This window comes from Tessaracoccus sp. OS52, assembly GCF_020687685.1.
Taxonomy (GTDB): domain Bacteria; phylum Actinomycetota; class Actinomycetes; order Propionibacteriales; family Propionibacteriaceae; genus Arachnia.
Window position 1 is genome coordinate 1,619,109 of the sequence record NZ_JAJEWM010000001.1, and the last position, 13,363, is coordinate 1,632,471.

A 13,363-nucleotide genomic window follows, 5' to 3' on the forward strand; every position below is an offset into this window, starting at 1 on the left:
GCCTAGCGTCAAGCGCGCCGAAGGCCAGTCCCCGACGAGCGGGGACTGGCCTCGGGAGAAAGATCTTCGATGCGCGTCAGCGACGCAGGCCCAGGCGAGCGATCAACGCACGGTAGTGCTCGATGTCAGCCTTTGCGACGTAGTTGAGCAGACGGCGGCGCTGGCCGACCATCAGCATCAGGCCACGACGGCTGTGGTGGTCCCCCTTGTGCTCCTTCAGGTGCTCGGTGAGGTGAGCGATCCTCGAGCTCAGGAGGGCGATCTGCACGTCCGGCGATCCGGTGTCACCCGGGCTGGTCGCGTACTCTTCGATGATCTTCTTCTTCAGGTCAGCATCCATATCGGGATCCTCTCGGTCGCTGCACGGCGCCCCAGTCGCGAGGTGCGGTCGGAGCTCTTACGGGGCCGTGGCCGATCTACGGCAACCTGACAACACTAGCACTCGGGGCCTCTGAAGTCCCAACCGACGCCAGCGGCCTACAGTGGGCGCCACTTTGGCGCTAGGGTGGTTGCGACCTTGCAAGCAAACAGACCAGGAGCAGTCATGGCCATCGTCGTCCGTCGTGCCGAGGAATCCGACCTGCCTGCCCTCCGGGAGATCCAGCCCAACCCGGACGCCGAGCTTGTGGACAAGTACTTCGAGGCGCAGAAGGCCGGAACCCTGATCTTCGCCGTCGCGTTCGACGGGGCGGAGCCGGTCGGCACCGCCCTGCTGGACTTCGACGCCGACGGCATGACGCCCGAACTGCGCAACATGTACGTGCCGCAGAAGTTCCGGCGCCGCGGCGCCGGCCGGGCGCTGTCCCGCTGGATCGAGGACCAGGCGAGGGCTGCCGGCCACACGGCCGTCTACCTTGCCGTGGACCCCAACAACGAGAAGGCCGTGCCGCTGTACGTATCGCTCGAGTACCACCCCACTGGCGAGCACCGGTTCGTGGAGAACCCCGACATCCCGCAGGTCGCCGACGAGTCGGAGGCCAGCCAGTACTACGCCATCTACAAGAAGTCGCTGACCGCGCGCTGAGCGCCCCTGCTCAGCCGGCAGCCAGGATCTCGCGGGCTCGCGCCACGTCGCGGCCCATCTGATCGACGAGCGCCTCGATGCCCTCGTACTTCACCTGGCCCCTCAGGCGCTCCACGAAGTCGACCACGACCTCCACGCCGTAGAGTTCGAGGTCGGTCTCATCGATGACGTGGCTCTCCACCCGGCGATCGACGCCGTTGAAAGTTGGATTGGACCCGACGGAGATGGCCGCCGGGCGGCGGATCCCGTCCTCGGCCGTCAGCCAGCCCGCGTACACGCCGTCGGCGGGGACGGCCATCTGCTCGCCCACGCTGAGGTTCGCCGTCGGAAAGCCGAGTTCGCGCCCGCGCTGGTCGCCCATCACCACCACCCCACGGAAACTGAAGGGGCGTCCAAGGTGCTGCAGCGCTTCCGTTACGTCACCCTCCGCCAGCGACGAGCGGATCAGGCTGGAACAGGTGATCGCCTCGCCCACCGATTCCAGGGACAGCGGCCTCACCTCGAAGCCGTAGCGCTGGCCGAGTTCGGTGAGCCGTGCGACGTCGCCGCTGGCCGCCTTGCCGAAGCGGAAGTTCTCACCCACGACGACCCTGGCCGGGTGCAGGGGCACCACGTAGGTCTCGACGAACTCCTCCGGGCTCAGCGCAGCCACCGCCGGAGTGAAGCGGATGACCCGCACCTCGTGCGCCCCGGCCTCCTTGAGGAGCTCGATGCGGGTGTGGAGGTCGCTGAGCATCCGCGGAGTCGCCTCCGGCCGGACCACACTGACCGGGTGCGGCCAGAACGTGATGACGACAAGGGGGAGGGACCCGTCACCGACGGCTTCGGTCAGCACCTTCCGATGCCCGCGATGGACACCGTCGAAGTTGCCGATGGCCACGACACACTGGTTCACAGGTCCTCCACGAATCACACGAGCACGGCAACGGGTCTGGCCCCGTCACCGTCAGGACGATACAGGGCGAGCAACTCCCCCGTCGGCGAGATCATGCCCGTGACCGCCGCCGGCACCTGCAGGGCGAGCGGACGGCCGTAACGGATGTCGGCTTCGGTGGCCGCGTCCACCTCAAGGCAGGGAAAACTCAGCCTGGCAGCCTCGGCCATCGACATCAGTACGGGTGCCTCGTCACCGAGTTCGACGGCCTGCGTGAGGTCGTAGGCCCCGATGCGGGTTCTGCGCAGGCTCGTGAGGTGGCCGCCGACGCCGAGGGCCTCCCCCAGGTCCCGGGCGATCGCCCGGATGTAGGTGCCACTGGAACACTCGACGTCGAGGTCGACGTCGAGGGTCCTGGCCCCCGGGCGCACGCCCACGATGTCGAGCCGGCTGACCTCGACCTCACGCGGTGCCAGTGCCACGCTCCTGCCCTCGCGGGCCAGCTTGTAGGCGCGCTCGCCCCCGACCTTGATGGCCGAGACCGAACTCGGTACCTGGCTGATGCGCCCGCGCATGGGGGTCAGGGCAGCCTCCAGCTGCGCCTCGGTGATGTCCGCTGCGGGCGCGCCGGGTGTCACCTCACCGTCGGCGTCATCGGTACTTGAGCGCTCCCCCAGACGCACCGTCGCGAGATAGCGCTTGTCGTGGAGCGCGAGGTGACCCAACATCCGCGTGGCTCGGTTGACACCCAGGATGAGCACGCCGGTGGCCATGGGGTCCAGCGTGCCGGCGTGCCCGATCTTCTTCGTCCCCAGCAGGCGCCGGAGCCGGGCGACCACCTGGTGCGAGGTGGCCCCGGACGGCTTGTCGAGGACCACCAGCCCCGAGAGCTGGGTCACTCCTCGTCGCCGGCGTCGGCGCGGGGCTCGCGGTAGGGATTGGGCTCGCCGGCGTACTGCTTGCCGGCCGCCTCCGCCGCCACCTCCGCATCACTGGCCTGCACTCGCGCCAGGAGGTCCTCGATGTTCTTGGCCACCTCGGAGGTGGCATCGAGGACGAACTCCAGGCTCGGAGTGAACTTCAGTCCGAGCTGCTGCCCCACAGTGGTGCGCAGCATCCCCTTGGCCGACTCCAGTGCAGCGGCCGTCCCGGCCCGCTCCTCGTCGTCACCAAGGACCGTGTAGAAGGCCGTCGCCTCACGGTTGTCACCCGTGAGACGCACCTCCGTGATGGTCACGAAACCCAGACGGGGATCCTTGACCCGACGCTCGATGGTCGAGGCCAGGATCACCTTTATCTGGTCGGCGAGTTTCGCGTTTCGTGGGCTGGGCATGGTTCCTCCTTCGGATGGGTGCGACGGCCGGTCAGGACCGCTCGCGCTCCACCACCTCGTAGGTCTCGACGACGTCACCGATGCGGATGTCGTTGTAGTTCGACAGCGTCAGACCGCATTCGAAGCCCTCGCGGACCTCGGAGGCATCGTCCTTCTCGCGACGCAGGGACGCGATCGCTGTCTGGGCGATGACAACCCCTTCCCGCAGGAGACGGGCCTTCTGGTTGCGCTTGATGGTCCCGTCGGTGACCATGCAGCCCGCGATGTTGCCGAACTTGGAGCTGCGGAAGATGTCGCGGATCTCTGCCTGGCCACGGACCTCCTCGGCGAAGATCGGCTTGAGCATGCCCTTGAGGGCTGCCTCGATCTCGTCGATGGCGGCGTAGATGACCGAGTAGAAGCGCATGTCGACGTTCTCGGCGTCGGCCAGCTTGGCAGCGTGCTGCGTGGGCCGGACGTTGAAGCCGATGATGACCGCCTTCGATGCCGCCGCGAGGGTGACGTTGGACTCGGTGATGGCACCGACTCCGCGGTCGATGACCCGCAGCGAGACCTCTTCGCCCACATCGATCTTGCTGAGGGCGTCCTCGAGGGCCTCGACGGAGCCTGCTCCGTCGCCCTTGAGGATGAGCAACAGCTCCTGGGCCTCGCCCTTCTCCAACTGCTCGAAGAGCTGGTCGAGGGTCTTGCGACGGGAACCGGCTGCCTGGGCGGCGGCCCGCATGCGGGCGGCACGCTGGTCGGCGATCTGGCGGGCCATCCTGTCGTCCTCGACGACCAGGAAGTTGTCGCCCGCGCCGGGGACCGACGTGAGGCCAAGGACCTGCACGGGACGCGAGGGCGGTGCCTCATCCAGGTTCTCCCCGGTGTCGGCGAGCAGCGCCCGGACTCGTCCATGGGCCGATCCGGCTACGATCGAGTCACCGATGCGCAGGGTGCCTCGATGGATGAGGACGGTGGCGACGGGGCCGCGGCCCTTGTCGAGGTGCGCCTCGATCGCGACGCCCTGGGCAGGCATGTCCGGGTTGGCACGCAGGTCCAGCGCAGCGTCGGCGGTCAGCACGATGGCCTCGAGCAGTTCGTCGAGCCCCTGGCCGGTGGCAGCGGACACGTCGATGAACTGGGTGTCACCGCCGTACTCCTCGGGCACCAGACCGAACTCGGAGAGCTGTCCACGAACGCGCGTGGGATCCGCAGACTCCTTGTCGATCTTGTTGACCGCCACCACGACGGGAACGTCCGCAGCCTTGGCGTGGTTGAGCGCCTCGATTGTCTGGGGCATCACGCCGTCATCCGCGGCCACGACCAGCACCGCGATGTCGGTGGACTTCGCACCACGGGCACGCATGGCGGTGAACGCCTCGTGGCCCGGGGTGTCGATGAAGGTGATGGCTCGATCCTGGTCGTCCACGACGGTTTGCACCTGGTAGGCACCGATGGCCTGGGTGATGCCACCGGCCTCCTTGCCCGCCACGTTGGACTTGCGCAGCGTGTCCAGGAGCCTGGTCTTGCCGTGGTCGACGTGACCCATGACCGTGACCACTGGGGGCCGGGACTCGAGGTCGGTGTCGTCACCGATGTCCTCCCCGAACTCCAGGTCGAAGGACTCGAGCAACTCGCGGTCCTCGTCCTCGGGCGAGACGACCTCGATGTTGTAGTCCAGTTCAGCACCCAGCACCTCAAGGGTGTCGTCGGCGACCGACTGGGTGGCCGTGACCATCTCACCGAGGTGGAACAGCACCTGCACCAGCGACGCCGCGTCCACACCGATCTTCTCAGCGAGGTCCGTCAGCGATGCCCCACGGCGGACGCGGACCGTCTGGCCGTCGCCCTTGCGCAGGCGCACGCCACCGATCGCAGGAGCCTCCATCTGGTCGAACTCTTGCCGACGCTGCTTCTTGGACTTGCGACCCCTCTTGCCGCCTGCGCCACCTCTACCGAAGGCGCCCTGGGTGCCGCCTGTGCGACCACGACCACGGCCGCCGCTGGGTCCGCCCATGGGCGGGCCACCAAAGCCGCCGCCGCCGGGACCACCAGGACCGCCACCGCCACCGGGACGACCACCACCGCCGCCACCGGGACCACCCGGACGCCCACGACCGCCCGCACCGGGGCCACCACGGCCACGTGCGGGGGCTGAGGAGCCCAGTTGGGCCGACTGCTGCTTGGGCATCATGGCCGGGTTGGGGCGCGGCAGACCGCCGGTGCCACCGGGCCGTGGCATGCGCTCACCGGTTCCCGGAACACCTGCGCCCCCGGGACGCGGGGCGCCCGGGCGCTGGTCGCGTCCCTCGGGACGGGCGCCAGCCTCCGGACGGCGGCTAGGACGCTGGGTGCCCATGCCCTGGGCGGGTGCGAACGGGTTGTTGCCGGGACGGGGCGAGCCGGGCTTCCGCCCGACGGTACCCGGCGTGGGACCACCCGGGCGAGCCGCGGGACGGGCACCGGGCCGCGGAGCGGGGGCGTTCGACGACGGCGCCGGGCCGTCGGCGTCGGGCCGCTTCGCAGCGGGCTGCGGGGCGGGAGCCGTGGTCGGAGCCGGAGCCGGAGCGGGTGCCGGCGCCTTGGACGCGGGCTTGACGCCGGGACGTGGTCCACCGGGCTTGGGGGAGGTCGAGACACCCTCCTCCGAGCTCACGGGGGCGCCAGGGGTGGCGCGGGGACCGACGGGCTTGGGAGCGGGCGCCTCGGGGGCGCGGGCCGCGGGAGCGACCGGCGCGGTCTTCTCCGCCGACGGCTTGGGGGTGCTCGGAGCAGCCTGCTTCGGCGACTCGGGCTTGGGTGTTTCAGAGGGTCCGCTCAGTGATTCCCGCAGACGGCGCACGACCGGCGCTTCCAGCGTGGACGACGGGCCGCGAACATATTCGCCCATCTCGTTGAGCTTGTTCAAAAGCTCCTTGCTTGTGATCCCGATCTCTTTTGCGATCTCGTGGACGCGAGGCTTGGCCACTACTCTCCTTCACGGCCCAGACCCCATGTCCGGACCAGTTAGTTTTGTTGCTTGCTCATCGTTGGATACTCATCGAGTGGTCATGAGCGTTAGCCCACTTTCTGGTTCGTGCCGACGCGGATCGTCGGCATTCAGCGATGCGGCCACAGCGAACAGACGCAGGGCCATCGACCATGTTACCCCGCCGAAGGCGCCTGATTCCACCCGGATGCGATCTGGTCCAGTCGTTCCGCCAGCGCGGGGGCCGGTTGGGCCCCATGCCCGAAAGCGCGTTGCAGTGCCCGGCGCCGCGTCGCCTGTTCCAGACAGGAGCGTTCCGGGTGCAGGTAGGCTCCCCGCCCCGGAAGCCGGGGACTGGTCGCCTCGACGACCTCCTGGCCGACCCGCACGAGGCGGATCAAGGTGTCCTGGCCAGCCCTTTGACGACAGCCGAGGCAGGTGCGCAGGGGCTCAGCCATGTTCGACCACGCCCGCCTTGGGACCCCTGCGGCGCGCGATCCACCGGGCCAGCGCAGACACGGAGAAGTTCACCGCCAGGTAGATGGCCAGCGTCACGAGGAAGATGGAGAAGGAGTACTGCGTGGAGCCATAGAAGTCCTTGAGTTGGTTGCTGACCCGAAGGATTTCGGGGTACGCGACGATGTAGGCCAGCGAGGTGTCCTTCAGCAGGACCACCAGTTGCGCCACGATGATCGGCAGCATCTGCCGGAAGGCCTGTGGGAACTCGACGAGCACGCGCGTCGCGAACGAGGTCAGCCCCAGCGAGAGACCGGCCTCCCGCTGCCCGCGCGGCAGCGACTGGATCCCCGCGCGCAGGGCCTCGCCGATGATGGCACCGTTGTAGATCGCGAGCGCCCACACCACGGCCCAGTAGCCGCTGGTGGCAAGCGCCAGGAGGATGAACAGCATCATGAGCAGCACGGGCATGCCGCGGAAGAACTCCAGCACGATCGCCGTCGGTACGCGCACGAGAGGCGACGGCGCCAGCCGCGCGAAGCACAGCAGCACGCCGAAGATGATCGCCAGCACGGCCGCCAGACCGGCCGCTCGCAGGGTGCCCATGAGGAGGCCCCGCTGCAGCAGTCCGCGCCAGACCTCGTCGTCACCGAAGATGTCCCACCGCTCGGGGCTCCACAGCCCGGTCAGGACCGCCCCGTTCACCGTGACCCGGGGCTGGCCGAGGGCGTAGATCAGCCATGCCAGACCGCCCACCACCAGGACGCCAATGACCACCGAGAAGGTCCGTGACAGCGCCCTCGCCCGTGGGCCGGGGGTCTCGTAGAGGACCTGCACCTCTGCGCTCATCGCAGCACCGCCACCTTCCGCTCGATCCGGGCGGCGAAGCGACCGAGGGGAATGGTGATCACCAGGTAGCAGACGGCGATGCCGAGCAGGATGGGGATGACAGAGTCACCGTGGGCGTTCGTGAGGGTCTTGGAGACAGCGATCAGCTCCACCACGACGAAGCCGGCGGCCACTGACGTGTTCTTGGTGAGCGCGATGATCACGTTGATCAGGGGCGGGATCACCATCCGCACCGCCTGGGGCATGACGACGAGTGTGACGATCTGCATGAAGTTCAGCCCGACCGAGCGAGCTGCCTCGGCCTGTCCGACGGGCACTCCGTTGATGCCGGAGCGGAGGGCCTCGGCCACGAACGCGGAGGTGTACAGCGACAAGGCGATGTAGGCGCCGGTCTTCGACTGGAAGCCGAGTTGCAGCGCGGGCAGCACCACCATGATGAAGAAGAACACCAGCGTGAGCGGGGTGTTGCGCATGACCTCGGTGTAGGTCGTCGCGACCCAGCGGAGACTCGCGATCGGCGAGATCCGGAGGAACGCGACGACCGTCCCGATCAGCAGTGCACCCAGCCCGCCGACGGCGAGCAGTTCGAGCGTCACCCGGAAACCGGCCCAGTAGCTGGGCAGGTTGCTGAGGACGGCTTCCATGGGTGCGTGCCTTCTGCGTCAGTAGCGGTCGACGGCAGGGGGCTCGGGGGTCTCGAGCACCTTGCCCGCCGTGCTCTCCCAGGCCTCTGCCCAGGACCCGTCCTCGTAGGACTGCTCAAGGACGTCGTTGATGAAGTCGCGGAACTCGTCGTCGCCCTTCTTCAGCCCGATGCCGTAGGGCTCCTCGGTGAAGGGCTCTCCGGCCAGCTCGAACTCGCCTTCGTTCTGGTCCACGAGTCCAGCGAGGATGACGTTGTCGGTGGTGAGGGCCTGGGCCTGCCCGGTGCGGATCGGCTCCAGGCAGTCGGAGTACTTGTCGACGGTGATGATGTTGTCGGTGTACTCGGCCACGTTCTTCTCCGAGGTGGAACCGGTCACGGTGCACACCGTGTTGTCACCCAGGCTCTCCGGCCCGTCGATGCCGTCGGGGTTGCCGGCGGGGACGAGGAACGTCTGCCCGGCGATGTAGTAGGGGCCGGCGAAGTCGATGACTTCCTTGCGCGTGTCGTTGATCGTGTAGGTGGCCACGACGATGTCCACCTGACCGCTCTCGATGAAGGGCTCCCGGTTCTGGGAGACCGTTTCCTTCCACTCGATTTTCTCCTCGGGGATGCCGAGAGCCTCGGCAACCAGCTTGCCGATCTCGACGTCGAAGCCGACCGGGGTGCCGTCGGGGCCGGCCAGACCGAACAGGGGCTGGTCGAACTTGGTTCCGATGGTGATGGACTGCTCCGAGGCAAGGCGCGCCATCGTGGTGCCCTCCTCGAAGTCGGACTCGACGGTGTCGCCACCACAGGCGGCCAGGGCGGGAATGACGGCCACCGTGATGATGGCGGCCCGTAGGTTGTGCTTCATTTGCTGCTCCTTGGTGGGGTTTGGAAAAGGCGGTCAGTGGAGGATCTTGGACAGGAAGTCCTTGGCGCGATCACTGCTCGGATCCGTGAAGAACACCTCGGGCGGGGCCTCCTCCACGATGGCCCCTTCGGACATGAACACGACGCGGTCCGCCGCCTTCCGGGCGAACCCCATCTCGTGGGTCACAACGATCATCGTCATCCCGGACTGCGCGAGGGCGACCATGACGTCGAGGACTTCGTTGATCATCTCGGGGTCCAGTGCGCTCGTCGGCTCGTCCAGGAGGATCACCTTCGGGTCCATGGCGAGCGAGCGTGCGATGGCCACGCGTTGCTGTTGCCCGCCGGAAAGCTGGGACGGGAGCTTGTTGGCGTGGTCCTGCACCCCGACGCGGGTGAGCAGTTCCATGGCCCGCTTGTCGGCGTCCTTCTTGGGAATCCTGCGCACCTTGATGGGTGCCAGGGTCACATTCTCGAGGACGGTCTTGTGGGCGAACAGGTTGAAGGCCTGGAACACCATGCCGACCTCGCTGCGCAGCTTCGCCAGTTCCTTGCCCTCCTCGGGCAGGCGCTGCCCGTCGATGTAGATCTCCCCCGAGTCGATGGGCTCCAACCGGTTGATGGAGCGGCACAGCGTCGACTTGCCGGATCCCGACGGTCCGATGACGATGACCACCTCGCCCTTGGCGACTTCCAGGTCGATGTCCTTGAGTACCTGGTGCTGGCCGAAGAACTTGTTCACGCCGCGCAACTGGACGAGCGGGGATGGCGTGCTCGTGTCTGGCATGGCGCCACATTAGGCCCGCGTGCGGCCAAAGTCGGGGCGCTTTACCGCATCGTTACACAACCCCTACCACCGGTTGGCCACGAACGGTCCTGCTGATAGGTTTGAGAAAACCTTATCTACAGGAGCATCGATGCCGACGTTCTTCGAGGAGCTCGCAGCGGACCGACGCCGGGTGGCGCTGGACTGCGACGTGATGCTGGGCCACTGGCCGCAGCGGGCGGACCTTGACCTGTCCCCCGACGCAGTGGCCACCGTCCTGACGCGCGCCGGTATCGACGGCGCGCTCGTGGCCAGCGGACAAGCCGTGATGTTCGACGAGGAAGCCGGGAACGCCGAGGCGCGCACCTGGGCCGCCGAGCGCGACTGGCTGCCGTGCCACGTGGTCAACCTTCGCGACGCGAGTGACTTCACGGAGCGGGTGGTCGAGTGGATCGAACTGGGGGTGCGCGCCATCCGCTTGCCCGGGGTCACCCAGATGGTCCCGGTCACCGCGCCGGGCTACCAGCTCGTCGTCGCAGAGGCAGCCCGCCATGGGCTGGTCATGCTCGCCGAGGGCAACTTCACAGCGGTCCAGCACGCCTTCCGTGGGATCGACGCGAAGGTGGTGTTCCTGGACATGGGCTACTACGAGACCGCGGACTTCCTCATCGCGGCTCGGGCCGAGCCCGGTTTCGTCGCCAGCACCAGGCGGCTCCTAGGACCCGACACGCTGGAGATCGTCTGCTCCGAGGTTGGCGCCCGGCACATCGCCTTCGGTTCGGGCAGCCCCTTGCAGGACTTGGAGCCGACGGTGTGGCGGCTCCGGGACGCCCGCCTGGGCACCGAGGACTTCGACGCCATCGCCGGTGGCACCCTGACCGCACTGCTGGAGAACTGACATGGGCACCACCTCCCCGTACCGCAACTACCCGACCTACGAGACCGCCGACGGCCGCCGCTTCGGGCAGGAGGAGGAGGCGGCGGTGCTGCGCGTCATCCGCAGTGGCCACCTGTCCCGCGTCGGCGGCACGGAAACCATCGCGCTCGAGTCCGAGTTCGCCCAACTGATGGGAATGCCGCATGCGGTGGCCTCCGCCACGGGTTCGGCGGCGATCCACTGCGCCGTCGCGGCCCTGGACCTGGAGCCGGGCGACGAGATCATCGTTCCCCCGATCACCGATGCCGGCAGCATGATCGGGGCCCTGGCCCAGGGCTTGGTCCCGGTGTTCGCGGACGTGGACCCGAAGACAGGTTGTCTGACGGCGGAGTCCGTCGCCGCCGCGATCACCGAGCGCACCCGCGTGGTCGTCGTGGTCCACCTGTTCGGGGGTGCGGCCGACGTCGAGGCGATCACCGAGCTGTGCCACCGTCGCGGCATCCGGGTCATCGAGGACTGCGCGCAGGCCTACCTCGCCACCACCCCGTCCGGCGCCCTCGTCGGGACCGTGGGAGACATCGGGTGCTTCAGCCTCCAGCAGAGCAAACACATCACCACCGGTGACGGTGGCCTCCTGGTCACCGCCGACGCCGGGCTCGCCCGCCGGGCGGCGCTCTTCGCAGACAAGGGCTGGCCGAGGGACACCGGCGAGCGAACCCACCTGTTCCTCGGCCTCAACTACCGGATGACCGACCTGGTCGCCGCGGTCGCGAGAGCGCAGCTCGGCAAGGTCTCCGAAGTGGTGGCGGACCGTCGCAGGATCGCCGAGGGCTGGTCGACGGCCCTGCGTCGCCCCGGCGTGAGTGTCCCGGATGCCGAGCGGCACAGTTTCTGGCTCTACCCGCTGGTCCTCGAGCCCGCCGTCGTCGGCGGGACCAACCGGGATCTCGTCGAACTCCTTGCCGACACCGGCCTGAGCGCCTCTGCCGGGTACCTGCAACGGGTCCTGTACCGCAACCCCGTCCTGACGGAGCGGCGCACGTTCGGGTCGTCCGGCTGGCCGCTGTCGCTGGCCAGCCGGCCGGCCCCCGAGTGCCCCGTGGCCGAAGACCTGGTGCGATCGTCCCTGGTCACCGTCGGCATCAACGAGAACTTCACCCCCGACGACGCCGCTGCGGCGGCTGCCGCACTGGGCAGCGCGCTGGACGAGCTCGCCCTGAGGAAGGACTGATCCATGACCCAGTTGCACCCCGTCGCGCGCACCCGGCACGTCGTCGACACCCATGCGCACGTCGGACCGTACTTCTTCCACATGGGCCAGGACGACGTGAACGCCAACCACCGCCTGTGCGCACGGTGGGGCATCGACCTGCAGTTGGTCTCGCACTCCCGCGGCGTCTTCCACGACGCCGCCGCCGGGAACGCGGAGCTGGCAAGGGTCCTGGAAGGATCCGACCTGCTGCGGGGCTACGTCGTGATCAATGCCCGGGACCTGGTGACCGCTTCGTCGGAGCTGGAACGCTGGCTACAGCCCGGAAGTCCGTTCGTCGGGGTCAAGATGCACACCCACTATGCGAACGCTCCGATCTCCTCGCCGCAGGTCAGGGACGCCCTCCAGTTGCTCGACGACTTCGACACGGTGCTGCTGATCCACACCTGGGGAGCGGACGTGCTGGAGCTTGCTCGCCTGCTGGAGCCACTGAGGACGCTGCGCGCCATCGCGGGCCACATGGGCGCCGACCGCTGGGACCTCGCCGCCGAAGCGGCGACGCACCAGGAGCGGCTCTACCTGGAACCTTCGTGCTCGGTGGCCCTCGGTGGCCAGATGGCGCACGTGATGCGCCACGCTCCCCGGCAGCAGGTGCTCTTCGGGACCGACGCGACGCTGCTCGACCCGTCGGTGGCCTTCGGCCAGGTGGCTGCCGCGGACCTGACGGCTGACGAGCTCGAGGACGTGATGTGGCGCAATGCCCACCGGCTGTTCGGGGAGCGGCTCGGGAGCGCCCTGCGTCCGGTGTGACGACGCTTCAGCGCGCGAAGACGGCCGACTCGTCGGCGACCAGGTTCAGGATCCGGTGGCCGGGCTCCCGGTGGCCGGCCAGCTCCGTCGCGATCCACCGGGCCACGTCGGAGCCTGCGATGGCCGGTACCGCGGAACCATCGGCCAGGCGAACCTGCTCCGGCTGGCCGGTCGACGGGTTCAGCCACAGGGGCGCCGTCGCATCAGGCGTCGGCCACCCGATGCGGATGCTGACTGCGGCGATACCGAGCACGGGTGCCAGCTCAGCGGCCGTGGCTTCGGCCATCCGCTTGCTGAGTCCGTAGGGGTGAAGGCTGTCCGGCGCCTCGTCGGCGCCGAGCCTGCGAACGCCCGCATAGGCGAACACCGACAGAGAGCTCATGTGTAGGAACCGCGCGACACCGGCGTCGGCGCAGGCGAGCATGGCCTGGGCCACCGATCCGACGTTGACCGCCCAGGCCTCCCCCACCACCCGGGGGTCCGTGGCCTCGTCACCTCGGGGCACGCGCGCACATAGGTGCACCAGTGCGTCATGGTTCTCGAGCACCTCGGCGAGTCCCTGACGGTCGGTTGCCTCCACGACAACGGGGCCCATGCGGTCGATGATCGTCACCTCATGTGCAGTCGCCAGCCGGGGTGCAATCCAGCCGCCGATCCTCCCTGAACCACCCAACAGCGCGATCCTCATCGATCCTCCTTGGTTCCGCCTTCGCGGA

Annotated in this window: 15 protein-coding genes; 4 read left to right on the forward strand and 11 right to left on the reverse strand. The window is 68.4% G+C overall.

The genetic code is table 11. The features are described 5' to 3' along the window. Positions 1–76: 76 nt before the first annotated feature. Positions 77–340: a 30S ribosomal protein S15 gene (rpsO, locus tag LKO27_RS07615; RefSeq protein ID WP_227736698.1), complete on the reverse strand. Its 264-nt coding sequence runs from the start codon at positions 338–340 to the stop codon at positions 77–79. A gap of 204 nt (positions 341–544) precedes the next feature. Between rpsO and LKO27_RS07620 the strand changes: the two genes are divergently transcribed. Further along, positions 545–1,024, forward strand: a complete 480-nt coding sequence (locus LKO27_RS07620) for a GNAT family N-acetyltransferase (protein ID WP_227736700.1) — start codon at positions 545–547, stop codon at positions 1,022–1,024. A 10-nt stretch (positions 1,025–1,034) separates the two neighbouring features. On the opposite strand, the gene LKO27_RS07625 is transcribed toward LKO27_RS07620, so the two are convergent. The 9 genes from LKO27_RS07625 to LKO27_RS07665 all read right to left on the reverse strand — a co-directional run bounded on the left by LKO27_RS07625 (position 1,035) and on the right by LKO27_RS07665 (position 9,771). Next, complete coding sequence (locus LKO27_RS07625; RefSeq protein WP_227736702.1) at positions 1,035–1,919, reverse strand: bifunctional riboflavin kinase/FAD synthetase; 885 nt, start codon at positions 1,917–1,919, stop codon at positions 1,035–1,037. Positions 1,920–1,933: 14 nt separating this feature from the next. Continuing rightward, complete coding sequence (gene truB / locus LKO27_RS07630; RefSeq protein ID WP_227736704.1) at positions 1,934–2,797, reverse strand: tRNA pseudouridine(55) synthase TruB; 864 nt, start codon at positions 2,795–2,797, stop codon at positions 1,934–1,936. Continuing rightward, entirely contained in the window at positions 2,794–3,231 is a 438-nt protein-coding gene (rbfA, locus tag LKO27_RS07635; protein ID WP_227736705.1) for a 30S ribosome-binding factor RbfA, read from the reverse strand. Before rbfA ends, truB begins: the two co-directional genes overlap by 4 nt. A gap of 31 nt (positions 3,232–3,262) precedes the next feature. After that, positions 3,263–6,181, reverse strand: a complete 2,919-nt coding sequence (gene infB, locus LKO27_RS07640; RefSeq protein ID WP_227736707.1) for a translation initiation factor IF-2 — start codon at positions 6,179–6,181, stop codon at positions 3,263–3,265. Positions 6,182–6,357: 176 nt separating this feature from the next. Continuing rightward, entirely contained in the window at positions 6,358–6,639 is a 282-nt protein-coding gene (locus LKO27_RS15560) for a YlxR family protein (protein ID WP_227736710.1), read from the reverse strand. Further along, a complete protein-coding gene (locus tag LKO27_RS07650; RefSeq protein WP_227736712.1) occupies positions 6,632–7,486 on the reverse strand; it encodes an amino acid ABC transporter permease in 855 nt (284 codons plus the stop codon). The genes LKO27_RS15560 and LKO27_RS07650 overlap by 8 nt, the downstream gene beginning before the upstream one ends. Next, the gene (locus LKO27_RS07655; RefSeq protein ID WP_227736714.1) at positions 7,483–8,130 is read right to left on the reverse strand and encodes an amino acid ABC transporter permease; all 648 of its coding nucleotides are present in this window, start codon (positions 8,128–8,130) and stop codon (positions 7,483–7,485) included. The genes LKO27_RS07650 and LKO27_RS07655 overlap by 4 nt, the downstream gene beginning before the upstream one ends. 18 nt (positions 8,131–8,148) lie before the next feature. After that, a complete protein-coding gene (locus tag LKO27_RS07660; RefSeq protein WP_227736716.1) occupies positions 8,149–8,985 on the reverse strand; it encodes a glutamate ABC transporter substrate-binding protein in 837 nt (278 codons plus the stop codon). Positions 8,986–9,018: 33 nt separating this feature from the next. Further along, positions 9,019–9,771: an amino acid ABC transporter ATP-binding protein gene (locus LKO27_RS07665; RefSeq protein ID WP_227736719.1), complete on the reverse strand. Its 753-nt coding sequence runs from the start codon at positions 9,769–9,771 to the stop codon at positions 9,019–9,021. Positions 9,772–9,901: 130 nt separating this feature from the next. Here LKO27_RS07665 and LKO27_RS07670 point away from each other — a divergent pair, with 130 nt between their 5' ends. Genes LKO27_RS07670 through LKO27_RS07680 form a run of 3 tightly spaced genes read left to right on the forward strand, consistent with a single transcriptional unit; the run spans position 9,902 to position 12,647 of the window. After that, positions 9,902–10,648, forward strand: a complete 747-nt coding sequence (locus tag LKO27_RS07670) for a hypothetical protein (RefSeq protein WP_227736720.1) — start codon at positions 9,902–9,904, stop codon at positions 10,646–10,648. 1 nt (position 10,649) lies between these two features. Further along, positions 10,650–11,858, forward strand: a complete 1,209-nt coding sequence (locus tag LKO27_RS07675) for a DegT/DnrJ/EryC1/StrS aminotransferase family protein (RefSeq protein WP_227736722.1) — start codon at positions 10,650–10,652, stop codon at positions 11,856–11,858. Positions 11,859–11,861: 3 nt separating this feature from the next. Beyond that, the gene (locus tag LKO27_RS07680) at positions 11,862–12,647 is read left to right on the forward strand and encodes an amidohydrolase family protein (protein WP_227736723.1); all 786 of its coding nucleotides are present in this window, start codon (positions 11,862–11,864) and stop codon (positions 12,645–12,647) included. Between the two features lie 7 nt (positions 12,648–12,654). Here LKO27_RS07680 and LKO27_RS07685 read toward each other — a convergent pair whose 3' ends face one another. Further along, the gene (locus tag LKO27_RS07685) at positions 12,655–13,335 is read right to left on the reverse strand and encodes an NAD(P)-dependent oxidoreductase (RefSeq protein WP_227736725.1); all 681 of its coding nucleotides are present in this window, start codon (positions 13,333–13,335) and stop codon (positions 12,655–12,657) included. Positions 13,336–13,363 lie beyond the last annotated feature (28 nt).

Excerpts from the sequence above, each read along its gene's own strand:
- rpsO (WP_227736698.1), bottom strand. The coding sequence starts at position 340 with ATGGATGCTGACCTGAAGAAGAAGATCATCGAAGAGTACGCGACCAGC.
- LKO27_RS07665 (WP_227736719.1), bottom strand. The coding sequence starts at position 9,771 with ATGCCAGACACGAGCACGCCATCCCCGCTCGTCCAGTTGCGCGGCGTG.
- LKO27_RS15560 (WP_227736710.1), bottom strand. The coding sequence starts at position 6,639 with ATGGCTGAGCCCCTGCGCACCTGCCTCGGCTGTCGTCAAAGGGCTGGC.
- LKO27_RS07680 (WP_227736723.1), top strand. The coding sequence starts at position 11,862 with ATGACCCAGTTGCACCCCGTCGCGCGCACCCGGCACGTCGTCGACACC.
- LKO27_RS07670 (WP_227736720.1), top strand. The coding sequence starts at position 9,902 with ATGCCGACGTTCTTCGAGGAGCTCGCAGCGGACCGACGCCGGGTGGCG.
- LKO27_RS07675 (WP_227736722.1), top strand. The coding sequence starts at position 10,650 with ATGGGCACCACCTCCCCGTACCGCAACTACCCGACCTACGAGACCGCC.
- LKO27_RS07650 (WP_227736712.1), bottom strand. The coding sequence starts at position 7,486 with ATGAGCGCAGAGGTGCAGGTCCTCTACGAGACCCCCGGCCCACGGGCG.
- rbfA (WP_227736705.1), bottom strand. The coding sequence starts at position 3,231 with ATGCCCAGCCCACGAAACGCGAAACTCGCCGACCAGATAAAGGTGATC.
- LKO27_RS07685 (WP_227736725.1), bottom strand. The coding sequence starts at position 13,335 with ATGAGGATCGCGCTGTTGGGTGGTTCAGGGAGGATCGGCGGCTGGATT.
- LKO27_RS07620 (WP_227736700.1), top strand. The coding sequence starts at position 545 with ATGGCCATCGTCGTCCGTCGTGCCGAGGAATCCGACCTGCCTGCCCTC.
- LKO27_RS07655 (WP_227736714.1), bottom strand. The coding sequence starts at position 8,130 with ATGGAAGCCGTCCTCAGCAACCTGCCCAGCTACTGGGCCGGTTTCCGG.
- LKO27_RS07660 (WP_227736716.1), bottom strand. The coding sequence starts at position 8,985 with ATGAAGCACAACCTACGGGCCGCCATCATCACGGTGGCCGTCATTCCC.